Source organism: Buttiauxella sp. AC038 (genome assembly GCF_979253565.1).
The window spans coordinates 209,819-232,301 of the sequence record NZ_CEEDCQ010000001.1 but is presented as its reverse complement, the minus strand read 5'-3'; the positions used below and the strand labels follow the sequence as shown (position 1 = coordinate 232,301).

At 51.1% G+C, this 22,483-nt stretch carries 19 protein-coding genes; 11 read left to right on the top strand and 8 right to left on the bottom strand.

Going from position 1 to position 22,483, the window contains the following annotated elements; translation table 11 throughout:
* Positions 1-10: 10 nt before the first annotated feature.
* Genes AC0IXI_RS01080 through hycI form a run of 4 tightly spaced genes read left to right on the top strand, consistent with a single transcriptional unit; the run spans position 11 to position 2,193 of the window.
* Positions 11-556, top strand: coding sequence for a formate hydrogenlyase complex iron-sulfur subunit (locus AC0IXI_RS01080; RefSeq protein ID WP_471681822.1), 546 nt, complete (start codon positions 11-13; stop codon positions 554-556).
* A complete protein-coding gene (locus AC0IXI_RS01075) occupies positions 553-1,317 on the top strand; it encodes an NADH-quinone oxidoreductase subunit B family protein (protein WP_134185809.1) in 765 nt (254 codons plus the stop codon). Before AC0IXI_RS01080 ends, AC0IXI_RS01075 begins: the two co-directional genes overlap by 4 nt.
* Positions 1,317-1,727, top strand: coding sequence for a formate hydrogenlyase maturation HycH family protein (locus tag AC0IXI_RS01070; protein WP_064514579.1), 411 nt, complete (start codon positions 1,317-1,319; stop codon positions 1,725-1,727). Before AC0IXI_RS01075 ends, AC0IXI_RS01070 begins: the two co-directional genes overlap by 1 nt.
* Positions 1,720-2,193, top strand: coding sequence for a hydrogenase maturation peptidase HycI (gene hycI, locus AC0IXI_RS01065; protein ID WP_064514580.1), 474 nt, complete (start codon positions 1,720-1,722; stop codon positions 2,191-2,193). Before AC0IXI_RS01070 ends, hycI begins: the two co-directional genes overlap by 8 nt.
* 78 nt (positions 2,194-2,271) lie before the next feature.
* On the opposite strand, the gene AC0IXI_RS01060 is transcribed toward hycI, so the two are convergent.
* Together AC0IXI_RS01060 and AC0IXI_RS01055 are read right to left on the bottom strand one after the other, a co-directional pair.
* The gene (locus AC0IXI_RS01060) at positions 2,272-2,556 is read right to left on the bottom strand and encodes a helix-turn-helix domain-containing protein (RefSeq protein ID WP_083962926.1); all 285 of its coding nucleotides are present in this window, start codon (positions 2,554-2,556) and stop codon (positions 2,272-2,274) included.
* Positions 2,553-2,867 carry a type II toxin-antitoxin system RelE/ParE family toxin gene (locus AC0IXI_RS01055; RefSeq protein ID WP_064514582.1) on the bottom strand — a complete coding sequence of 105 codons (315 nt, stop codon included), beginning with the start codon at positions 2,865-2,867 and terminating at the stop codon, positions 2,553-2,555. The genes AC0IXI_RS01060 and AC0IXI_RS01055 overlap by 4 nt, the downstream gene beginning before the upstream one ends.
* Before the next feature lie 260 nt (positions 2,868-3,127).
* Here AC0IXI_RS01055 and hydN point away from each other — a divergent pair, with 260 nt between their 5' ends.
* The 4 genes from hydN (at position 3,128) to AC0IXI_RS01035 (ending at position 9,238) form a co-directional block, all read left to right on the top strand.
* Positions 3,128-3,673: an electron transport protein HydN gene (hydN, locus tag AC0IXI_RS01050; protein ID WP_064514584.1), complete on the top strand. Its 546-nt coding sequence runs from the start codon at positions 3,128-3,130 to the stop codon at positions 3,671-3,673.
* Between the two features lie 52 nt (positions 3,674-3,725).
* Positions 3,726-5,876 (top strand): formate dehydrogenase subunit alpha, encoded by a 2,151-nt coding sequence (gene fdhF, locus AC0IXI_RS01045; RefSeq protein WP_134185813.1) that lies wholly within the window; start codon positions 3,726-3,728, stop codon positions 5,874-5,876.
* A 115-nt stretch (positions 5,877-5,991) separates the two neighbouring features.
* The gene (gene hypF, locus AC0IXI_RS01040) at positions 5,992-8,211 is read left to right on the top strand and encodes a carbamoyltransferase HypF (RefSeq protein WP_471683186.1); all 2,220 of its coding nucleotides are present in this window, start codon (positions 5,992-5,994) and stop codon (positions 8,209-8,211) included.
* Between the two features lie 4 nt (positions 8,212-8,215).
* Entirely contained in the window at positions 8,216-9,238 is a 1,023-nt protein-coding gene (locus AC0IXI_RS01035; protein ID WP_134186039.1) for a HoxN/HupN/NixA family nickel/cobalt transporter, read from the top strand.
* A gap of 100 nt (positions 9,239-9,338) precedes the next feature.
* Here the strand turns inward: AC0IXI_RS01035 and avtA are convergent, their stop codons facing one another.
* Together avtA and AC0IXI_RS01025 are read right to left on the bottom strand one after the other, a co-directional pair.
* Positions 9,339-10,595, bottom strand: a complete 1,257-nt coding sequence (gene avtA, locus AC0IXI_RS01030; RefSeq protein ID WP_471681821.1) for a valine--pyruvate transaminase — start codon at positions 10,593-10,595, stop codon at positions 9,339-9,341.
* A gap of 187 nt (positions 10,596-10,782) precedes the next feature.
* Positions 10,783-12,801 (bottom strand): alpha-amylase, encoded by a 2,019-nt coding sequence (locus tag AC0IXI_RS01025; RefSeq protein ID WP_471681820.1) that lies wholly within the window; start codon positions 12,799-12,801, stop codon positions 10,783-10,785.
* 314 nt (positions 12,802-13,115) lie between these two features.
* Here AC0IXI_RS01025 and AC0IXI_RS01020 point away from each other — a divergent pair, with 314 nt between their 5' ends.
* Positions 13,116-13,949 carry a protein bax gene (locus AC0IXI_RS01020; RefSeq protein WP_034460478.1) on the top strand — a complete coding sequence of 278 codons (834 nt, stop codon included), beginning with the start codon at positions 13,116-13,118 and terminating at the stop codon, positions 13,947-13,949.
* Positions 13,950-14,027: 78 nt separating this feature from the next.
* Here AC0IXI_RS01020 and xylR read toward each other — a convergent pair whose 3' ends face one another.
* The 4 genes from xylR to xylF all read right to left on the bottom strand — a co-directional run bounded on the left by xylR (position 14,028) and on the right by xylF (position 19,051).
* The gene (gene xylR / locus AC0IXI_RS01015) at positions 14,028-15,206 is read right to left on the bottom strand and encodes a D-xylose utilization transcriptional activator XylR (protein ID WP_134185820.1); all 1,179 of its coding nucleotides are present in this window, start codon (positions 15,204-15,206) and stop codon (positions 14,028-14,030) included.
* 93 nt (positions 15,207-15,299) lie between these two features.
* Positions 15,300-16,481, bottom strand: coding sequence for a xylose ABC transporter permease XylH (gene xylH, locus AC0IXI_RS01010; RefSeq protein ID WP_134185822.1), 1,182 nt, complete (start codon positions 16,479-16,481; stop codon positions 15,300-15,302).
* Positions 16,468-18,000: a xylose ABC transporter ATP-binding protein gene (locus AC0IXI_RS01005; protein ID WP_424220799.1), complete on the bottom strand. Its 1,533-nt coding sequence runs from the start codon at positions 17,998-18,000 to the stop codon at positions 16,468-16,470. The genes xylH and AC0IXI_RS01005 overlap by 14 nt, the downstream gene beginning before the upstream one ends.
* Positions 18,001-18,058: 58 nt before the next feature.
* Positions 18,059-19,051 (bottom strand): D-xylose ABC transporter substrate-binding protein, encoded by a 993-nt coding sequence (xylF, locus tag AC0IXI_RS01000; protein ID WP_064514601.1) that lies wholly within the window; start codon positions 19,049-19,051, stop codon positions 18,059-18,061.
* 376 nt (positions 19,052-19,427) lie between these two features.
* Between xylF and xylA the strand changes: the two genes are divergently transcribed.
* The gene (xylA, locus tag AC0IXI_RS00995) at positions 19,428-20,750 is read left to right on the top strand and encodes a xylose isomerase (protein WP_413499666.1); all 1,323 of its coding nucleotides are present in this window, start codon (positions 19,428-19,430) and stop codon (positions 20,748-20,750) included.
* Positions 20,751-20,940: 190 nt separating this feature from the next.
* A complete protein-coding gene (gene xylB, locus AC0IXI_RS00990; protein WP_471681819.1) occupies positions 20,941-22,395 on the top strand; it encodes a xylulokinase in 1,455 nt (484 codons plus the stop codon).
* The last annotated feature ends 88 nt before the right edge of the window (positions 22,396-22,483 follow it).

Genomic DNA, 22,483 nt, shown 5'->3' with positions numbered 1-22,483 from the left:
TGGAGTCACCATGTTTAACTTCATCAAAAAAGCCATTAAAGGCGGCGTGGCCACTGAGTCGTACCCGCTACAACCGATAGCCGTGGATCCGAACTTCCGTGGTAAACCGGAACATAATCCACAGCAATGTATCGGCTGTGCGGCGTGTGTTAACGCCTGCCCATCGAACGCATTAACGGTGGAAACCGACCTCGTGGCGGGGCAACTGGCGTGGACCTTCAACCTTGGGCGCTGCATTTTCTGCGCACGCTGTGAAGAAGTTTGCCCAACGGCTGCCATCAAGCTTTCTCAGGAATATGAACTGGCCGTCTGGAACAAAGCCGACTTCCTGCAACAGGCGCGTTTTGACTTGTGCAACTGCCGCCAGTGCAGCAAGCCTTTCGCGGTACAAAAAGAGATTGATTACGCGATTGCCTTGCTTGAGCACAATGGCGACAAGCTTGCCGAAGCGCATCGCGCCTCGTTTGAAACTTGCCCGGAATGCAAACGCCAGCAAAGCCTGGTCTCTTCCGACCAAATCGATCTTAGCCGCCAGATAAGAGAGGTGCGCTCATGAGTATGTTACTCGGTCCACGTGACGATAAAGGCATGCCAGTACCAATGACGGTGGATGAATCCATCGCCAGCATGAAAGCCTCACTGCTCAAAAAAATTAAGCGTTCCGCGTATGTTTATCGCGTTGACTGTGGCGGTTGCAACGGCTGCGAAATTGAAATTTTTGCTACCCTTTCGCCACTTTTCGATGCAGAACGCTTCGGGATTAAAGTTGTTCCATCTCCTCGTCACGCGGATATTTTACTGTTTACCGGCGCTGTGACTCGCGCCATGCGTTCCCCCGCGCTACGTGCCTGGGAATCAGCGCCGGACCCTAAAATTTGCATCTCCTACGGCGCGTGCGGTAACAGCGGCGGTATCTTCCACGACCTGTATTGCGTCTGGGGCGGCACCGACAAAATCGTTCCGGTGGATGTCTATATTCCGGGTTGCCCTCCAACGCCTGCGGCAACGCTGTATGGTTTTGCGATGGCGCTTGGTCTGCTGGAGCAAAAAATCCACGCGCGTGAAGCCAGTGAAATGGATGCACAACCGGCGCAAATTCTGCACCCGGATATGGTTCAGCCATTGCGTGTTCGTATCGACCGTGCCGCACGCAGCCTTGCGGGTTATCGCTATGGCCGCCAGATTGCTGACAGCTATATGGAAAACCTCACCGCCGGTGGCGGCAGCGTTCAGCAGTGGCTGGCGCACGAGAACGATCCGCGTCTGACTGAAATCGTCACGCATCTGGAAGATCTGGTTAAGCAGGAGCGCGTGTAATGAGCGAGTCGGTGGTGTTTTGCCAGCTTAGCCGTAAGTTTGTCGATGAAAACGACAACACACCGAGTGATGCGCAGCAGGTGGTTTATTACAGCCTGGCAATCGGCCACCACCTCGGCGTTATCGACTGCCTGAAAGAGAACCTGGTTTGCTCGTATGAGCCTTACAAAGCGTGGATTTCCACGCTTGAAGAGGGCAGCGAAGCGCGGCGCAAAATGGAAGGTGTGCCGCGTTACGGTGAAATCGTTATCGACCAAAGCCACGTGGTTTTGCTGGCGAAAGCGTTTGATGCCGCCAAACCCACGCAAACTGAGCAGCAGCAAGAGTGGAGCCAGGAATTGCTCGATATGCTGCAAGCTATTCAACAAGAACCCGCCATTTATTTGATGGTACGGAGACGCTATGACTAACGTTTTACTGTGTGTCGGCAACAGCATGATGGGTGACGATGGCGCAGGCCCGCTACTTGCCGAGAAATGCCAGGCCGCCCCACAAGGCGACTGGATTGTTATTGACGGCGGCACCGCTCCTGAAAATGATGTGGTGGCAATTCGCGAATTGCGCCCGGAAAGATTGCTGCTGGTTGATGCCACAGATATGGGACTGAACCCAGGCGAAATCCGTGTCATCGACCCGGACGATATCGCTGAAATGTTTATGATGACCACCCACAACATGCCGCTTAACTATTTAATCGATCAGATTAAAGAAGATGTTGGCGAGGTGATTTTCCTCGGCATTCAGCCTGATATTGTCGGCTTTTACTACCCGATGACCGACGCGATAAAAGCGGCGGTGGAAACGGTGTATCAACGTCTGGCGGGCTGGGAAGCTAAAGGCGGTTTTGCGGATTTAGAAGCGCCGGAGTTCGAGTAATAGTTGCCGGGTGACGCTGCGCTTATCTGACTTGCAGGTTTTGTAGGGTTTAGCGCAGCAACATCCGACCATTTGATATCACATGTACTGAATATTGAGTGAGATCTTTGCGCCACAGGCTGCAGCATAGCGTTCAAGCGTCTTCACGCTAGCGCTAAGTGGGTTCTTCTCAAGACGGCTAATACCTGATGAATTTGTCCCGAGTTTGTTAGCCAACTCTGTTTTCGAAAGCCCTGCTCTTTCACGCATTTCATAAAGTGCCTGAATCAGCATCAGCTCCTGATCGGCTTCGTTATATGCCTGAACGGACTCAGCATCAGAAAGCATTTTTGTTTTCAATTCATCAAGAGAGAGTGGTTTCACTTCATAAACTCCTTCAGCCTTAACCGGGCAATGTCGATTGCGTTAGCCGGCGTCTTAGCTGTCTTTTTCGTAAAGGCATGCAAAATATAAATGGTTTGCCCATAACTAAAAGCATAGACCGCTCGAGCAATATCTTTGTCACCAACTCGTAGTTCGAAAAGCCCATTTCCCAGGACTCGGCTATGAGGCATTTTTAGCTGATTACCTTCAGATGCCAGACGTTCAATTAAGCGAAACATGCGGCCTCGCAATTGTGAAGGCAAAGCAACAAGTTCTTCAGCAGCAGCTCCATGCGTCAATATTGTATACATTCTAACCCCTCCGTTCCCTGAAACATATCAAGAGGGGAAGCTTTCCCTAATCAATTTCTCTACTTATTGGCACGAACTGCGAGCAGCTTTCCAGAACTCTCTGTCATCTGCCCAAATGACATCGTCAAATGTGTCGAAGTCACTGTCACCCCTCCCCCGATCAATACGCAAAGCCTTGAATCACGCTAGTTTCAAAGTTGGCACACTTTATGTATGCCTAGAGCAGTCTTATAAAAAAACACTCTATCCAGGAGTCTATGATGAACCGTTTCATCATTGCTGATTCGAGCAAATGTATTGGCTGTCGCACTTGCGAAGTGGCCTGTGTCGTAGCACATCAGGAAGCACAAGATTGCGCGGTATTAACACCGCAAACCTTCCTTCCACGTATTCATGTGATTAAAGGCGTGAATGTTTCCACCGCGACAATGTGCCGCCAGTGCGAAGACGCACCGTGCGCCAACGTTTGTCCTAATGGCGCAATCAGCCGCGAGCATGGGTTTGTGAATGTGATGCAAGAACGTTGCATCGGCTGCAAAACCTGTGTGGTTGCCTGCCCGTATGGCGCAATGGAAGTGGTTGTTCGCCCTGTTGTACGTAACAGCGGTGCAGGTCTTAACGTGATGGCAGAAAAAGCCGAAGCGAATAAATGCGACCTTTGCCACACCCGTTCAGAAGGCCCGGCCTGTATGGAAGCCTGCCCAACCAACGCAATTATCTGTGTTGATCGCAATAAACTTGAACAAATGAGTGCCGAAAAACGCCGCCGTGCTGCGTTCGATGCAACTTCATCCCTGATTTTCTAATTTCATCCCCTGACGGGAACGAAATTTTCAACTTTTAACAGGTCTGTTACTGATGAAAAAAATTACCAGCGTCTGCCCTTACTGTGGTGCAGGCTGCAAACTGAAACTGGTTGTTGAGAAGAACAAAATTATCCGTGCCGAAGCGGCTGATGGCGTGACTAACCAAAATGAACTCTGCCTGAAAGGCTATTACGGCTGGGATTTTCTCAACGATACCAAGCTGCTCACACCGCGTCTGACGCAGCCAATGATCCGCTATGAAAAAGGCGGCAAGCTTCAGCCGGTGAGCTGGGAAGAGGCGATTAGCTACACGGCTAAACGCCTGAAAGCTATCAAAGAGCAGCATGGCCCACGCTCAATTATGACGACAGGTTCGTCACGTGGGACAGGTAACGAAACCAACTATGTGATGCAGAAGTTTGCACGCGGTGTGCTGCATACCAACAACGTTGACTGCTGTGCGCGTGTTTGCCACGGGCCGTCGGTCGCAGGTTTGCAGGTGACGCTGGGTAATGGCGCGATGAGTAACTCCATCGGCGATATCGAAAACTCAAAATGCCTGTTGGTGTTTGGCTATAACTGCGCCGATTCGCACCCGATCGTGGCGCGTCGTGTGATTAAAGCCAAAGAACATGGCGCGAAAATCATTGTTTGCGATCCGCGCCGCATCGAAACCGCGCGTATTGCCGATCAGCATCTGCAACTGAAAAACGGCTGCAATATGGCGTTGGTGAATGCCTTTGGTTACGTGCTGCTCGAAGAGAATCTCTACGACACCGAGTACGTTGCGAAATTTGCCGAAGGCCTGGACGCTTACCGTGAAGTGGTTAAAGACTACGCGCCAGAAGACGTTGAGCACCTGACCGGTGTTCCGGCGCACCAGGTGCGTCAGGCAATGCGTACTTTTGCCGCCGCACCTTCAGCCACCATTATGTGGGGTATGGGCGTGACACAGTTCGGCCAGGCGGTTGACGTAGTGAAAGGGCTTTCAAGCCTTGCGCTGCTGACCGGAAACCTCGGGCGTGAAAACGTCGGCGTTGGCCCGGTTCGTGGCCAGAACAACGTGCAGGGCGCGTGTGACATGGGCGTGCTGCCAAACCAGTTCCCGGGTTACCAGGATGTGGTTGACCCAGAAGTACGTGCGAAATTCGCCAAAGCCTGGGGCATCAACGTTGAAGATATGGACGACCAGGTTGGCGTGCGTATCACCGAAGTACCGCATATGGCTATCCATGGCGAGATGAAAGCCTACTACATCATGGGCGAAGACCCGTTGCAGACCGAAGCCGATCTTGGCCTGGTACGCAAAGGTTTTGAAGCGCTCGATTTTGTCGTCGTGCAGGACATCTTTATGACCAAAACCGCTGAAGTGGCCGACGTTATTTTGCCAGCCACTTCCTGGGGCGAACACGGCGGCGTGTTTACTTGTGCTGACCGCGGTTTCCAGCGTTTTGAAAAAGCCATTGATGCGAAGTACAACGTCAAACGTGACTGGGAAATTATCAGCCTGCTCGCCACCGAGATGGGCTACCCAATGCACTACGACAACAACCAGCAAATCTGGGACGAACTGCGTGAACTCTGCCCGCTTTTCTATGGCGTAACCTACGAGAAAATGGGCGATATGGGCCATGTACAGTGGCCGTGTCCGACGCTCGATCACCCGGGTACGCCGTATCTCTACAAAGACAGCAAGTTCGATACCCCAACCGGCAAAGGCCAGCTGTTTGCTGCGCAGTGGCGTGCGCCAGCCGAAGTACCGGATGCCGAATATCCACTGGTGCTGTGCACCGTGCGTGAAGTCGGCCACTACTCCTGCCGTTCAATGACCGGGAACTGTGCTGCATTGCAGACTCTGGCCGATGAACCTGGTTTTGTGCAGATGAACCCGACAGATGCCAACCTGCTTGGGATTAAAGACAAGCAACTGGTGTGGGTCAGTTCGCGTCGCGGCAAAGTTATCAGCCGTGCCGAAGTGAACGAGCGCATTAACGTGGGCTCGGTGTACATGACTTACCAGTGGTGGATTGGGGCTTGTAATGAGCTGACTCAGGACAACCTTGACCCGATTTCCAAAACACCGGAAACCAAGTATTGCGCGGTCAACGTCAGCCAAATTGCCGACCAGCAGTGGGCAGAAAACTACGCTCAGACGACGTATAGCGATATGAAAGCGCGTTTGCGCCAGGCAGTAGAAGCTTAAAACGGTGGATGACGCTGCGCTAATCCCTCCTACGGGTTTTGTAGGTCGGATTAGCGTAAGCGACATCCGACAAAATTTCCCCAGACGAGTACCTATAGTGAATTTTAACGGCGTGATGCTACGCATTCGCGGCAAAGTACAGGGCGTTGGCTTCAGGCCATTCGTCTGGCAACTGGCACAACTTCTCAAACTCACAGGCGATGTCTGCAATGACGGCGCCGGTGTGTTGGTGCGCCTGACTTCCCCCGCCGATGCGTTTATCACCCAGCTTCACGCCAAATGCCCGCCACTGGCGCGTATCGATAGCATTGAACAATCGACAATGCTGTGGGAAACACTCCCCCATGATTTCACCATTCGCCACAGCGCGAGCAGCTCGATGGACACGCAAATCGTTCCGGATGCCGCAACCTGCCCGGATTGCCTGAGCGAGCTGAATGACCCGCACGATCGCCGTTATCGCTATCCGTTTATCAACTGCACCCACTGTGGCCCGCGCTTTACGATAATTAATGCCATGCCCTATGACCGCCCAAACACGGTGATGGCTGCGTTCCCGCTCTGCCCGGCGTGCGAAAAAGAGTACCGCGACCCAATGGATCGCCGCTTCCATGCCCAGCCTGTCGCCTGCCCGGAGTGCGGGCCGCAAATTAGTTGGCAATGTGGCGAGCAAAAACTCGCGCGCGAAGAGGCGTTACAAGCAGCCATTGCAGCGTTAAAAGACGGGAAAATCATCGCGATTAAAGGGCTGGGTGGTTTCCACCTGGCGGTTGATGCAAGCAACGATGCCGCCGTTTCGCGCTTACGCGCCCGCAAACATCGCCTTTCTAAACCGCTGGCTGTCATGCTGCCCGATTCGCACCGGTTGCCCGCAGAGGTAACGGCACAGCTCAACACGCCAGCGGCACCGATTGTGCTAATGGCAAAATCTGCTTTGCACGAAGTAAGCACGTTTATCGCCCCAGGCCTAAGCGAAGTTGGCGTGATGTTACCAGCCAACCCGCTACAACACCTTTTGATGCAGGATTTTGGTGGCCCGCTGGTGATGACATCCGGCAATTTAAACGGCAAACCGCCCGCCATAACCAATCAGCAGGCGGTTGAAGAGTTGACTGAGATTGCCGACGGCTGGTTGCTGCACAACCGCGATATCGTCCAGCGCATGGATGATTCCGTGGTACGGGCAAACGGTGAGATGCTGCGTCGTGCCAGAGGTTTTGTGCCAGATGCACTTCCGTTACCCCCAGGTTTTGACGCACTGCCGCCGATTCTGGCGTTAGGCTCTGACCTGAAAAACACCTTCTGCTTGCTGCGCGGCAACCAGGCGGTGCTGAGCCAGCATCTGGGCGATCTCGCTGAAGAAGGCGTGGAACAGCAGTGGCAAAAAGCGCGCACGTTAATGTGTGAGGCTTATGACTTTAAAGCGCAACATGTCGCCATAGACGCGCATCCCGGCTACCACAGCTCCCGCATCGGGAAAGAAATGTGTTTGCCAGTGAGCACCGTTTTACATCATCACGCTCACGCGGTGGCGTGTATGGCTGAACACAACTGGCCACAGGATGGTGGCGATGTGATTGCCCTAACTCTTGATGGCATTGGTTATGGCGAGAACGACCAACTCTGGGGCGGCGAATGCCTGCGGGTTAACTATCGCGACTGTGAACATCTCGGTGGCTTGCCTGCAGTGGCGCTGCCTGGTGGCGACCTCGCCGCTCGCCAGCCATGGCGTAACCTGCTCGCCCATTGCCTGGCGTTTGTACCTGACTGGCAACGCCACCCGGAAACGGCCGTCGTTCGCGCACAAAACTGGCCATTGCTGGCCACTGCCATTGAACGTGGCATTAATGCGCCAGTCGCCTCCTCCACGGGCCGCCTTTTCGATGCCGCCGCAGCGGCGCTGCACTGCACGCCCTTACAGCAAAGCTATGAAGGGGAAGCCGCCTGCCGCTTCGAAGCACTGGCGTCACAAAGTCGCGGGTGCCTCCACCCCGTTACGCTGCCGGTTATCGCAGGCCAGCTCGACATGGCGACATTCTGGCAGCAGTGGTTGAGCAGGCATGACTGCGCGTCCGCTCGCGCCTGGGCATTTCATGACGCCCTGGCAAAAGGTTTTGCTGATTTAGCCCGCAGCCATGCGCAAAGGCTCGCCATAAAGACTCTCGTCTTCAGCGGCGGCGTGCTGCATAACCGCCTGATGCGCGAAAGATTTTCGTATCACCTAGTAGATTTCAATCTGCTCTTCCCGACACAGTTGCCTGCTGGTGACGGTGCCCTTGCATTGGGCCAGGCGCTTGTTGCCGCCGCCCGTATCACCCTTCCCCCACAAGGATAAAATGATGTTATTGCGTGTTCTTCGTGATAATCCGCGTGCCGCTGTTTTGTTGGTGGTTTTAGTCGCAGCCAATCTTGCCGCCTGGGCCTGGGCGCTGGTTTCGTTTCACCACAGCACCGCGCTGATGGCCGCCAGTCTCCTGGCCTGGTGCTACGGTTTGCGCCATGCGGTGGACGCCGACCATATCGCGGCAATTGATAACGTGACGCGCAAGATGATGCAGCAAGGGAAACGCCCGTTTGGTATCGGCGCCTGGTTCTCACTCGGCCATTCCAGCATTGTGGTGCTGGCGTCTATCGCGATTGCCGCAACCGCGGCGGCATTTCAAAATGATATGGACTGGTTCCATGATGTGGGCGGCGTGATTGGCACTGCCGTATCGGCGTGTTTCTTGCTGGCAATGGCGCTGGTCAATCTGGTGATTTTACGCGGCGTATGGCGCAATTTCCGTCAGTTAAAACGTGGCGAGTCGCTGTCTGCCGAAGACACCGATTTTAACGGCGGCGGCATGATGAGCTGGCTATTCCGCTCCACGTTTAAGCTGATTAGCAAAAGCTGGCATATGTATCTGGTCGGTTTTTTGTTTGGTTTAGGGTTTGATACCGCAACAGAAATTGGCGTATTGGGCATTTCTGCCGCCAGCGCATCCAGCGGGATGTCGATATGGTCGATTCTGGTGTTCCCAGCGCTGTTTGCCAGCGGCATGGCGCTGATTGATACGCTCGACAATATGATTATGGTTGGCGCTTATGGCTGGGCGTTTAACAAACCGCAGCGCAAGCTCTATTACAACATGACGATTACGGGCACATCCGTTGTGGTGGCGCTGTTTATTGGCGGCATGGAAGCGTTAGGGTTGTTAGCGGATAAATTCAACCTGCACTCCGGCATGTGGAAGTGGGTCGATGCGCTAAATGAAAACCTCGGCAATGCGGGCTTTATCGTGGTTGGGCTGTTTATTGGCTGCTGGATTGTGTCGATGCTGAACTACCGCTGGAAGGGATACGATTCGTTGGTGGTTCGCTAGAGAATTGCAGAATAATGTCGGATGTCGCTCACGCTAATCCGACCTACGAAAACCATTGTAAGGTGGATTAGCGCAAGCGACATCCACCGTTACAATTCAATCAATTACCGCTTTCAGCCCACGCGCGTTCAATCTCTTCGGCAAGGATCTTCACTCCCGCTTCGATTTTCTCCGGCTCCGGCACATAGTTCATGCGCATGCACTGATGCGTGTGCGGCCACGGCTTATCAAGTCCTGGGAAGAAGTAATCCCCCGGCACCATCAATACACCGCGCTTTTTCAGGCGCTGATAAAGCAGCTCGGTCGAAATCGGCAGGTCTTTAAACCACAACCAAAGGAAAATCGCCCCTTCTGGCTTGTGGATCAGGCAGCGTTCTGGCGATAAATAGCGACGAATAGTCGCGATCGTGTCCTGAACACGCTGGTAATAGAACGGTTTGATCACTGTTTCAGACAAGCGCAGCAAATCGTTACGCTTAATCATTTCAGTGGCCATTGCCGGGCCAACCCCACCGGGAGCCAGGCTGATAATGCCGTTCATATTACTGACCGCAGAGATGATTTTTTCATTGGCGATGATGATACCGCAGCGGCTACCCGGCAGGCCGAGTTTCGACAGGCTCATGCAAAGGATAATGTTCGGATTCCACAGCGGGCGTGCCTCGGTGAAAATAATGCCCGGGAACGGCACGCCATACGCGTTATCAATCACCAGTGGAATACCATGCTGGTGCGCCAGAGCGTCGAGTTTAATCAGCTCTTCATCGGTAATGACGTTGCCCGTCGGGTTGGTTGGGCGCGACACGCAAATCATGCCGGTGTCCGGGCCAATGTGTAGGTGTTCGAAATCTACGTGGTACTTAAACTGGCCTTCTGGCAGCAGCTCGATATTTGGGCGCGTAGAGACAAACAGGTCTTCTTCAAGGCCTGAATCGGCATAACCGATGTACTCCGGAGCGAGCGGGAACAGGACTTTTTTAGTGCTGCCATCCGCATAACGACCCGCGAACAGATTAAACAAGTAGAAAAATGCGCTTTGGCTACCATTAGTCAGTGCAATATTCTGTGGAGCAATATCCCAACCTAATTCTGTACGCAGCATTTCTGCAAGCGCGCCAAGTAACTCACTTTTCCCCTGCGGACCGTCGTAGTTGCATAGTGCATCGGTCATTTTCCCGTTTGCCAGCATGTCTGCCAGTAAATCCTGGAAGTAGTCGTTCATCGCAGGAATTTGGGCAGGATTACCGCCACCGAGCATAATAGCTCCAGGTGTGCGTAGGCCGTCGTTAAGGTCCTCCATCAGGCGTGTGATGCCTGCATGGCGGGTAAATTTGTCGCCGAAAAGTGAAAACGTCATAACGTAGAGGTCTTTGACTATCAAAAGAGGCTAACCATAACGCCGGAGAAGACGCGGTGCAAACGCATTAAGGATAGTCGCAGTCATGGAATATGCTGCTTTAGATAAGATAAAAAGCATTAAGTACTGCGCTTCGCTTTGCGGCCTACAAGTGCATTTGTAGACCGGGTAAGCGAAGCGCCATTCGTTATTGATCCCCCGCCCAAACGACCATCACTTTGTCATCTGCGGATTCACGGCTAAAGCCGTACCCTTGCTTCATGCTCAGTGTATTCTGCTTACCCGCGCCAATTGCCGGGTGGCGGGCTCGGAACTGGCTGATTTTCTGCCAGTGCGACAGAGTGGCAACATTTTGCCCCCAGTTCATATCAGAACGAGTTCCCTGAAGCGGGTCGGAACCTGTCGGGCCAAATGGGCGCTCAGTCTCATCACCATAGAAAATCTGCACCGCACCCGGAGCCAGCAAGAGCAACTCTGCCGCACGCTGCCCTCCTTCACGGAACAGGCGGGTATCATGCGAGGAAAGGTAGCTAAGAACATTGAACTCCTGCAATTTAGTCGCCATCTGCTGCCAGGTGAGATCGATGTTTGCCAGGCAATCCACCGCTTTCGACGCTTGTTCCTGATAATCAAAATTGATCATCGCGTCAAAGCCGCTGTTGTAGTAATCGCTCCGCATCACGCCGTGGCCCCAGGACTCACCCGTCATCCAGAACGGCGCATCATCCAGATTTTTATCTGGATTAGCTTTTTTCCATTCGGCCAGTGCAGTAACAGATTGCTCTTTAAGCTGCTGCCAGCCGGCTTTTTCGACATGCTTTGCCGTATCCACCCGGAAACCGTCGATGCCGTAATCACGCACCCATTGGCTCAGCCAATGCGTCAGATAATCTCGCACCGTTGCACCCGCCATTTCTTTTGCTTTGGTATCGGGTTTATTGCGATAAAAGATCGGCAAGCCCGCCGGTTGTGTGGATTCCGTTTTTAAATCTGGCAGGAAGGCCAACGACATGGTGAGGTCGTCAAATCCAGGGGAGTCGTAATTGCCAATATCGGTGCGAATCCAGTTTTTCCCCCACCAGTTTTGCCAGGCCGTTTTATCACCAAAGTTGATGTAATCATTAAAGGAGTGCCAGCTCTGGCCAGGGCCTGGTTTCCAGTCTGTCCAGTGCTTGCCGAGGGTTTTAGTCAGCTCGTCACCTTTAAGATACAGCGCACCAAAATCGTATTCCTGCATATCGGCAAGCGTTGCATAACCTGTATGGTTCATCACGATGTCGAACAAAATTCGAATGCCGCGTTTATGGGCTTCGTCTACCAGCGTACGTAGTTCGTCCTCAGTCCCCATATTGGCATCGAGTTTTGTCCAGTCCATGGTGTAGTAACCATGGTAGGCGTAGTGTGGGAAATCCCCTTTTGTGCCGCCACCAACCCAACCGTGAATTTGCTCGAGAGGCGAGCTTATCCACAATGCGTTCACACCCAGTTGCTGTAGATAATCGAGTTTTTGGGTTAGTCCAGCCAGGTCACCACCGTGGAACGTGCCGATCTCTTGCATTCCATCTTTATGGCGGCCATAGCTGTTATCGTTTTTCGGATTCCCATTCTCAAAGCGGTCAGTCAGCACAAAATAGACCGTGGCATTGTGCCAGCTAAACGGAGCAGTCTCTTTGGTAGAGGCTGATTCCAGAAGCAACAGGCCGTTGCTATTTGCCGCAGGCATCAGCGTAACCTGGCCTTGTTTGACCGTTGTTGTAGCACCGCTGTAGAAATCGCGGACCTCGCTACCTTCAGCAAAGGTTTTGCTGACATCCACTGTGAGCGGTTTACCATCCCATTTAGGGCACTGACGGGTAACATCAACAGGAGCGGCTTGTGCCTCGCTATTGACGCTCAGGATGAGCGTAGGAGTGCCGCTGCGCGTATCAATTTGAACCCGATACTCTCCTTCACGAAATAAACGCCAGACGGGTGCTTCCCCTTCGCAAGGTTTAAGCGACAGCGCCTGGTTAAGTTTGATTGATTCCGCAGGTTGCCAGCATGATTGATCTGATTTAAGAGTGAGCGGTAATATGCCTTTCGCAAGCTTACCTTCGCTCACAAATAGCCCTGGATTTTGCTCTTGAAACGCAGGTAAACCGGGAGCTGTCCAGGCGGCTTGTACCAGTCCAGGGAACAGGATAAATAGCAGAGGTAATTTTTTCATAGGGTTAAGCCCGTGTTTATCTTTTATTCAGTTTGGCACTGTTTTAATTAACTGAATTCATCCTCAAAATGGATAGTTGGGGATGAGATAATAGGGTGAGTGACGGGGTTATCAGTTTGCTCAAATATGGGATAACCATCGCATATTACGATACTTTTTACCGTCATAAGAAGATCGTACGTGACATCAATTAAGAATCGGATTATTTATTTTGGTGCTCAGAAGGTCTAAATTTGTTAGTATCCGCGTTTACTTTATTCGAAACCTTTTATAAATAAGGCACTGGAAACGTAACGATCCGACCAGGAGATCTAATGATATCAACCCATTTCCGACGATTTGGGGCTGCGATACTTATGTTACTCACCTTCAGTTTTTCAACTGGGGTATTAGCAAGTAAACATGAGCCAAAATCGCATAAAGCCCACATAGTTAAGACCAAAAGCACAACGACACACAGTAAGAAATTGGTAAGTAGTAAAAAAGAGTATTCTCGCAATAGTGAAATTGCATCGCTCCCTGACTTGCGAAAATACCCTTCCGGAACACCTAGAAAAAAAGCGTTTCTCCGGACGGTCATGCCATATATTACTAGTCAAAATGCAGCGATTACTGCAGACCGTAACTGGTTGGTTTCTAAGCAGTATGAAAAACGCTGGTCACCATCAGAGCGTACTCGCTTGAAAGGAATTACCCAGCGCTACAAAATTGCGTGGAATGGTAATACTAAGCGTGTGCCGTGGAATACGCTGATGGAAAAAGTCGACATCATTCCTACCAACATGGTGGCAACGATGGCTGCAGCTGAAAGCGGCTGGGGTACGTCTAAACTTGCCCGTAGCAATAACAACTTGTTTGGTATGAAGTGCAGCAAGCGCCATTGCAACAGCGAACCAGGTAAAGTTAAAGGCTATTTGCATTACGATTCAGTTAAAGAAGGCGTTAACGCTTACGTAACAAATTTGAACACGCATCCGGCCTATAATTCCTTCCGTAAATCACGTGCGCAATTGCGTAAAGCGGATCAGGAAGTGACTGCCAGCAATATGATTCATAAGCTGAAAGGGTATTCTACAAAAGGTAGTAGCTATAACAATTACCTATTTGCGATGTACCAAACCAATCAGCGCTTTATGGCACCGAACTAATTAAAAAAATAGAATGTTAATAATAAGTAATAATTCACGCCTTCAATTCGAAGGCGTTTTTTTTGCTTAACTCATTCACTAAACCAATATTTCACTATGCCTTTCACGATGATCTTTCGGCGTTGAGTCATACTCTTTTTTAAATACCGAATAGAAATATTGCAGTGATGGGTAACCGCACATTTGCGATATTTCATTGATAGACAAAGACGTAGACACCAGCAAACTGCGCGCTTTTTCTAACTTTTCGGTGTGAATTATTGTATGAATCGTCTCACCAACTTCTTCTTTAAACCGCTTCTCGAGATTCGAACGCGAGATCCCTACAGCATCCAAAACTTGCTCAACTTTGATACCTTTACAGGCATGGTTTCGGATGTAGTGCATTGCCTGAATCACTGCGGGATCATGCAAAGAACGGTAATCCGTTGAACGGCGTTCAACCACACGCACCGGCGGCACCAGAATGCGTTGTAAAGCAAGTGGTTCATTGTCCATCAAACGATGCAACAACTTTGCGGCCTGGTAGCCCATCTGCCTTGTCCCCTGCGCAACCGATGAGAGCGCCACGCGCGATAGGTAACGCGTTAGTTCTTCGTTATCTATCCCAATCACACAGAGCTTCTCCGGCACAGGGATATGCAGATGTTCGCAAACTTGCAGCAGGTGACGTGCACGTGCATCCGTCACGGCAATAATCCCCGTTTGCGGAGGGAGTGTTTGCACCCAATCCGCCAGGCGGTTTTGCGCATGCTGCCAATTCTCGGGGGCCGTTTCTATACCCTGATAAACCACACCCCGGTATTTTTCTTTTGCCACAAGTTGGTTAAAAGCGTACTCACGCTCCATTGCCCAACGCTTGCCACTGGAGTTCGGCAAACCATAGAAGGCGAAACGTTGAACGCCCTTCTCTTTTAGATGCAAAAATGCACTTTCCACCAGGGCATGGTTGTCGGTAGCAATGTAATGTACGGGTGGATAGTGTTCTGGTAAATGGTAGGACCCTCCTACACCAACAATCGGAACATCCTCCCCATCTAATAAACGCTGGATTTCAGTATCATCAAAATCGGCAATCACGCCGTCGCCTAGCCACTCTTTGATGTTGTCGATGCGGGCACGAAAATCTTCTTCAATAAAAATGTCCCACTCAGATTGAGACGCCTGCAAATATTCTCCAACTCCCTCCACTACCTGGCGGTCGTAGGCTTTGTTGGCATTGAATAACAACGTAATGCGATGACGTTTCTCAAACATGCTTTTATTCCCTGATAACAAAACATTAAACTCAATACCACAATTGCAACAATGCCGGGAAACATCGCCCCGGCATTGTGAACATTTGCACACTTACGCTTTGCGTTTTGTTGCTGAATCCATCCACACAGCCAGCAATAAAATGGCACCTTTTACGATGTATTGCCAAAACGTAGGGACATCCATCATGCTCATGCCGTTATCCAGCGAAGCCATGATAAATGCCCCCATCACCGCCCCAGCAACGCTTCCCACACCGCCAGCAAGACTCGTACCGCCAATGACACATGCTGCAATGGCATCCAGTTCAGCAATGTTCCCGGCAGACGGAGAGCCAGCCCCCAATCGCGAGCTGAGAATTAACCCGGCAATCGCCACCATCAAACCGTTTATGGCAAACACCGCAAGCTTGGTGCGCTCCACATTTATACCCGATAGCCGCGCCGCCTCGATATTGCCGCCAATCGCGTAAATACGTCTGCCAAACGCTGTGCGAGTCGCCATAAACATTCCCGCTAGCAGTAATAACGTGAGGATCAGCACAGGTGTAGGTACGCCACGGTAATCATTGAGTAGCCAGATAGCCCCCAACACGATAACTGCTGTGATGGCTTGTCGCCCTACGACACCTGTGGAGGCGGGTGTTTCCAGCCCCAGAGCCTGGCGTCGAGTGCGCATCCGCCATTGCCAGGCAACAAAAATCACCAGCCCTAAAGTGCCAATACCAAAGCCAATACCATCTGGCAGGTAACTTTGCCCGATTTGCGACATCGCCGCACTGGTTGGCGACACGGTGGTGCCATTAGTAATACCAATCAGCACACCGCGAAACGCCAGCATCCCGGCAAGCGTCACGATAAATGACGGCACTTTGCGATACGCCACCCACCAACCGTTCCACGCACCTAAAACGAGGCCAAGAACCAGCGTTACGGCAATCGTGAGCGGTAAAGGCCAGCCCAGCCAGACATCAAAAATGGCGGCCACTCCGCCCAGCAGACCCATCATCGAGCCAACAGACAGATCGATTTCTGCCGAAATGATGACGAACACCATGCCGACCGCCAGAATCCCGGTGATCGCGGTTTGGCGTAACAAATTGGAGATATTTCTGGCACTGAGATAAGCGCCTTCGGTGGTCCAGGTAAAGAACAGCATAATCACCACGATCGCCGCGATCATGACAAAAACCTGGAGATTAAGTGCCCGCAGCCCGGCAAAAGGTGATGCCGCAGGTGCCGTGAGTTTCATTTCAGACGGATTACTTTTCGACATGCTTTTCGCTCCTCAGTGCAGCTTCCATAACCTGCTCCTGGGTCAGGTTATTATTAATCAGATTGGCTTTGATTCGCCCCTCATGCATCACCAGCACTCTGTCACTCAGGCCGAGCACTTCCGGCAATTCCGATGAGATAACAATGACCGCAATACCTTGCTGAACCAGCTGATTAATAAGTTTGTAGATTTCGTATTTCGCGCCGATATCAATGCCACGCGTGGGTTCGTCGAGAATCAAAATGCGTGGATTGAGAAGCAGGCAACGCGCAAGAATGGCTTTTTGCTGGTTGCCACCACTCAGGCGACCGATTGCCAATTCTGGTGATGACGTTTTAACTTTCAGTCGCCCAATCGATTGCAGAATGCAGTTTTGTTCGGCAGCGTCATCCAGGTGAGTTAACGCGCCAGAAAACTGGCTTAATGCGGCAAGTGTGATGTTTTGCCCAACAGCCATGACCGGCACGATGCCATCTTTTTTGCGGTCTTCTGGCACCATCGCAATGCCGTGAGCTATCGCCTGCTGGCAATTGCCGATAGTGACCGGTTGATTATCAATGAAAATACGACCTTCATACTTGCCCGGCCAGACGCCAAACAGACACTGCACAGCTTCGGTACGCCCTGCGCCGACCAAGCCTGCTATCCCAAGAATTTCACCTTTATGCAGTGAAAACGAAATGTCATTGACTCGCTTGATATGCCGATTGACCGGGTGCCAGGCAGTGAGGTGCTCAACGCGCAGCACTTCTTCACCAGTCTGATGCGGTTCATTAGGATAAAGCGCCGTAAGCTCGCGCCCCACCATCATGGTGATGATGTCTTCTTCACGCATCAATGCCGCATCCCGTGTACCAATCGGCTGCCCATCGCGGATAACGCAAATGGTGTCGGAAATAGCTTTCACTTCATTGAGTTTGTGGGAGATGTAAATACAGGCAATACCATGAGCCTGTAGATCACGAATAATTGCTAGTAGCACCCCAGTTTCTTGCTCAGTTAGTGATGCCGTAGGCTCATCCAGAATGAGTAAGCGCACTTGTTTATTAAGCGCTTTGGCAATTTCGACCAATTGCTGCTGCCCAAGCCCCAGCGAACCGACGCGCGTATCCGGGGAAATATTCAGGCTCACCTGCGCCAGCAATTTTTGGCAGCGCAGCGTCATGCTGTCGTAATCCAGCACGCCATATTGTGAAAGCTCAGCACCGAGGAAAATATTCTCGAGTACTGTTAAGTGTTTAACCAGAGCCAGCTCCTGGTGAATAATCGCAATACCTTTGCGTTCGGTATCGCGGATATGGCTCGCCTGAAGTTTTTCACCGGCGAACCATATGTCACCTTCGTAACTGCCGTAGGGATAGATACCGCACAGCACTTTCATCAGCGTGGATTTACCAGAGCCGTTTTCACCACAAAGGGACATCACTTCACCGGCATCCACCGCCAGGCTGACGTTATCCACTGCTTTCACAACGCCGAAAGCTTTGGTGATATTTTTCATTTCCAGTAAACAAGGCATGACCCCTCCTTACCTGCTTTAAAGGTATCGCCCGCGCAAAAAACACGGGCGGAGTGGGTTATAGCTCGTTCTTCTTGTGGAAACCGTCTGCCACAACGGTGCTATCGATATTGGCTTTATCGACTTCGATAGGTGTCAGTAGACGCGAGGGAACATCTTTAATGCCATTATTCAATACAGCATCAGATGCAGGTTGTTTGCCTTCTCCTAATTCCACGGCAATTTCAGCGGCGGTATTTGCCAATTTGGTGATGGGCTTATAGACCGTCATGGTTTGCGTACCGGCAATAATGCGCTTCACCCCGGCAAGATCAGCATCCTGCCCGGAAATCGCCACTTTGCCAGCCAGACCCTGCGCACTTAACGCCTGTATTGCACCACCCGCAGTGGCATCATTTGATGCCACAACTGCATCAATTTTGTTGTTATTGGCGGTGAGGGCATTTTCCATAATTTTCAATGCATTCTCAGGCAGCCAACCATCAGCCCATTGGTCGCCGACAACCTTTATTTTCCCACTATCAATATAAGGTTTTAATACTTTCATCTGCCCGGCGCGGAACAGTTTTGCATTATTATCAACAGGCGAGCCACCCATTAAAAAATAATTACCAGAAGGCACTTTATTAACAATACTTTGCGCCTGCAATTCGCCGACTTTTTCATTATCGAAAGAGATATAATAGTCAATGTCGGCATTATTAATCATGCGATCATAAGCTAATACTTTTATCCCTTCTCTTTTTGCTTCGGCAATCACATTACTTAAAACCTGGCCGTTGTAAGGGATAATGACCAACACATCTACGCCACGGTTAATCATGTTTTCGATTTGCGACATTTGCGTTTCTTCGTTGCCATTAGCGGATTGTACAAAGACTTTCGCGCCCAACGATTCGGCTTTTTTAACAAAAATATCGCGGTCTTTCTGCCAGCGTTCAAGACGTAAATCATCGATTGCCATACCGATTTTAACTTCTTTAGCGATACCGCTGATGCTGGTAAGGACGAGCGAGGCACACAACGTTAGTAAAAGGTTCTTAATCTTCATTTTGTTATACCTGTAGGGTGAGATAAATCGGATTAAATATTATTAACATCTATCGACCGGGCAATTGTTGTCTGTGAATGGCAATCCAGCAATTACAGATTTTTATCTTCTCATTACGTTTTTTTGTTTAATTGTTAATTTATGATGGCGATCGTACTTTAATTTAGAAATCCATTTCATTGCGATATTTACTGGAATAATGCTCGAGTTGTTTTTTGGTTTATTTTCATCATTTTTTGCGAGATGGCGCACGTTTGAGCATTCTCTTAATCGCAGTGTGAAATAACGTAATTGAGCAACGTCGGAGGAAAATACAGGATAGTTACAGAATCTCTTACTTGCCGCCCCCCTCTTGATTATGATTACGGAGTCAATTATGCAAGCCTATTTCGACCAACTTGAACGTGTACGTTTTGAAGGTACTAAATCCACTAACCCTCTGGCCTTCCGCCACTACAATCCGGACGAAATTGTTCTGGGTAAACGCATGGAAGAGCACCTGCGTTTTGCCGCCTGTTACTGGCATAACTTCTGCTGGAACGGTGCCGACATGTTTGGTGCCGGTTCCTTTGAACGTCCATGGCAACAAGCAGGCGATGCATTAGGCCTGGCAAAACTGAAAGCGGATGTGGCGTTTGAATTCTTCCACAAACTGAATGTGCCGTATTACTGCTTCCATGATGTGGACGTATCGCCAGAAGGCGCGTCACTGAAAGAGTATCTGAACAACTTCGCACAAATGACCGACGTGCTGGCGCAAAAGCAGCAAGAAAGCGGTGTGAAATTGCTGTGGGGTACCGCTAACTGCTTCACCAATCCACGCTTTGGTGCGGGTGCGGCAACCAACCCGGATCCGGAAGTGTTTTCCTGGGCCGCCACGCAAGTGGTGACCGCGATGAACGCCACTCACAAACTGGGCGGTGAAAACTATGTGCTTTGGGGTGGTCGTGAAGGCTACGAATCCCTGCTTAATACCGATTTGCGTCAAGAACGCGAGCAAATTGGCCGCTTCTTGCAAATGGTCGTTGAGCACAAACACAAAATTGGTTTCCGTGGCACGTTGCTTATCGAACCAAAACCACAAGAACCAACGAAGCATCAGTACGATTACGATGTCGCCACGGTTTATGGTTTCCTGAAACAATTTGGTCTGGAAAAAGAGATCAAAGTAAATATCGAAGCAAACCACGCAACACTTGCGGGTCACTCGTTCCATCACGAAATCGCCAGTGCTATTGCCCTGGGCATCTTTGGTTCGGTTGATGCCAACCGTGGCGACCCGCAATTGGGCTGGGATACCGACCAGTTCCCAAATAGCGTGGAAGAAAACTCATTAGTGATGTACGAAATCCTGAAAGCAGGTGGTTTCACCACGGGCGGCCTGAACTTTGATGCCAAAGTGCGCCGCCAAAGCACTGATAAATACGATCTGTTCTATGGTCATATTGGGGCCATGGATGTGATGGCACTATCGCTGAAAATTGCGGCTCGTATGATTGAAGACGGTGAACTGGATAAACGCGTTGCGAAGCGTTATGCCGGTTGGAATGGTGAACTGGGCCAGCAAATTCTGAAAGGACAAATGTCTCTTGCGCAGATTGCACAGTACGCTGAGCAGCATAACCTGGCACCGCAGCATCAAAGCGGGCATCAGGAGCTACTGGAAAACCTGGTGAATCATTATCTTTTTGATAAATAAATTTAAGCCGTAGTCATGAAGTGCAACCTGTAGCGAATGCCCTAAATAACTCGAGTTGCAGGACAAAAGGCTTCAGCATTTTGAACAGTGCTTGCGCTGGCCCCAACGGGGCGAGGCTCTGCCGAGTAACGCGGCAAAGGATCTCACCCCTGAAACTTGAAGTATGACGGGCATATAAGTAGGAGTCGGTATGTACATAGGAATCGATCTCGGAACATCGGGTGTTAAAGCGATTTTGTTGGACGAGCAAGGCGAGGTGTTGGCATCACGCACTGAAACACTGACTGTTTCACGCCCCCACCCGTTGTGGTCTGAGCAAGATCCAGAGCACTGGTGGCAAGCGACAGACAGAGCAATGAAAGCACTTGGCGAGCAGCATTCTCTTCAGGGCGTGAAAGCGCTGGGGATTGCCGGGCAAATGCATGGCGCAACCCTGCTTGATAAACAGCAGAACGTTTTACGCCCGGCGATTTTGTGGAACGATGGCCGCTGCGGTGAAGAATGTGCGCTGCTGGAAGCCGCCGTACCAGAATCTCGCAAGATTACCGGCAACCTGATGATGCCAGGTTTTACTGCGCCGAAGCTGCTATGGGTTCAACGCCATGAGCCTGAGGTTTTCGCGCAAATAGATAAAGTCCTGTTACCGAAAGATTACCTGCGTTTGCGCATGACCGGTGTGTTCGCCAGCGATATGTCCGATGCGGCAGGCACCATGTGGCTGGATGTCGCGAAGCGCGACTGGAACGACAAAATGCTCGACGCCTGCCAGCTGAGCCGCCAGCAAATGCCTGAATTATTCGAAGGCAGTGAAATCACCGGCAAGCTGAAAGAAGACGTGGCTAAGGCCTGGAATATGTCCGCCGTGCCAGTTGTTGCAGGCGGTGGGGATAACGCCGCAGGGGCTGTTGGCGTAGGCATGATGGATGTCGGCCAGACAATGTTGTCGCTGGGCACATCTGGCGTTTACTTTGCCGTTAGCGATGGCTTTCGCAGTAAGCCTGAAAGCGCCGTACACAGTTTCTGCCACGCGCTGCCAAACCGCTGGCACTTGATGTCCGTGATGCTAAGCGCCGCATCCTGCCTTGACTGGGCTGCAAAACTCACCGGGTTAGATACCGTTCCAGCATTACTGGCAGCTGCTGAAAAAGCGAATGAGGAAGCAGGCGATGTGTGGTTCCTGCCGTATCTTTCCGGCGAGCGTACTCCGCATAACAATCCTCAGGCAAAAGGGGTTTTCTTTGGCCTGACACATCAACATGGCCCGGCAGAGTTGGCTCGTGCAGTGCTTGAGGGGGTGGGTTATGCGCTGGCTGAAGGTATGGACGTGGTGCATTCCTGTGGAGTGACACCACAAAGCGTGACGCTAATCGGAGGCGGTGCGCGTAGCCCGTACTGGAGGCAAATGCTGGCAGATATTAGTGGGCAAACGCTGGATTACCGTACGGGAGGTGATGTTGGCCCAGCGTTGGGTGCGGCGCGTCTGGCTCAAATCGCCATGTCACCAGATAAACCTTTGCAATCAATGCTTGCGCAGTTACCGCTTGAGCAGCAACACAAGCCAGATATGGCACGCCATGAGCGTTACAAAACTCGCCGTAAAGTGTTTAGCCAGATTTATCAGCAGCTTTTGCCGTTGATGTCATAGAGATATTTTGCTGGGCGGTGATGTGCCCGCCCAGTAAATGTCGGATGTCGCTGCGCTAATCCGACCTACGGAAAACAGTTGTTGGGTG

Coding starts and splice junctions, on each gene's coding strand:
- avtA (WP_471681821.1), bottom strand. CDS start 10,595: ATGACGTTTTCACTTTTCGGCGACAAATTTACCCGCCATGCAGGCATC.
- AC0IXI_RS01070 (WP_064514579.1), top strand. CDS start 1,317: ATGAGCGAGTCGGTGGTGTTTTGCCAGCTTAGCCGTAAGTTTGTCGAT.
- AC0IXI_RS01075 (WP_134185809.1), top strand. CDS start 553: ATGAGTATGTTACTCGGTCCACGTGACGATAAAGGCATGCCAGTACCA.
- AC0IXI_RS01005 (WP_424220799.1), bottom strand. CDS start 18,000: ATGCCTTGTTTACTGGAAATGAAAAATATCACCAAAGCTTTCGGCGTT.
- AC0IXI_RS01025 (WP_471681820.1), bottom strand. CDS start 12,801: ATGAAAAAATTACCTCTGCTATTTATCCTGTTCCCTGGACTGGTACAA.
- fdhF (WP_134185813.1), top strand. CDS start 3,726: ATGAAAAAAATTACCAGCGTCTGCCCTTACTGTGGTGCAGGCTGCAAA.
- hypF (WP_471683186.1), top strand. CDS start 5,992: ATGCTACGCATTCGCGGCAAAGTACAGGGCGTTGGCTTCAGGCCATTC.
- xylF (WP_064514601.1), bottom strand. CDS start 19,051: ATGAAGATTAAGAACCTTTTACTAACGTTGTGTGCCTCGCTCGTCCTT.
- xylB (WP_471681819.1), top strand. CDS start 20,941: ATGTACATAGGAATCGATCTCGGAACATCGGGTGTTAAAGCGATTTTG.
- AC0IXI_RS01035 (WP_134186039.1), top strand. CDS start 8,216: ATGTTATTGCGTGTTCTTCGTGATAATCCGCGTGCCGCTGTTTTGTTG.
- hydN (WP_064514584.1), top strand. CDS start 3,128: ATGAACCGTTTCATCATTGCTGATTCGAGCAAATGTATTGGCTGTCGC.
- AC0IXI_RS01080 (WP_471681822.1), top strand. CDS start 11: ATGTTTAACTTCATCAAAAAAGCCATTAAAGGCGGCGTGGCCACTGAG.
- hycI (WP_064514580.1), top strand. CDS start 1,720: ATGACTAACGTTTTACTGTGTGTCGGCAACAGCATGATGGGTGACGAT.
- xylA (WP_413499666.1), top strand. CDS start 19,428: ATGCAAGCCTATTTCGACCAACTTGAACGTGTACGTTTTGAAGGTACT.
- AC0IXI_RS01055 (WP_064514582.1), bottom strand. CDS start 2,867: ATGTATACAATATTGACGCATGGAGCTGCTGCTGAAGAACTTGTTGCT.
- xylR (WP_134185820.1), bottom strand. CDS start 15,206: ATGTTTGAGAAACGTCATCGCATTACGTTGTTATTCAATGCCAACAAA.
- xylH (WP_134185822.1), bottom strand. CDS start 16,481: ATGTCGAAAAGTAATCCGTCTGAAATGAAACTCACGGCACCTGCGGCA.
- AC0IXI_RS01020 (WP_034460478.1), top strand. CDS start 13,116: ATGATATCAACCCATTTCCGACGATTTGGGGCTGCGATACTTATGTTA.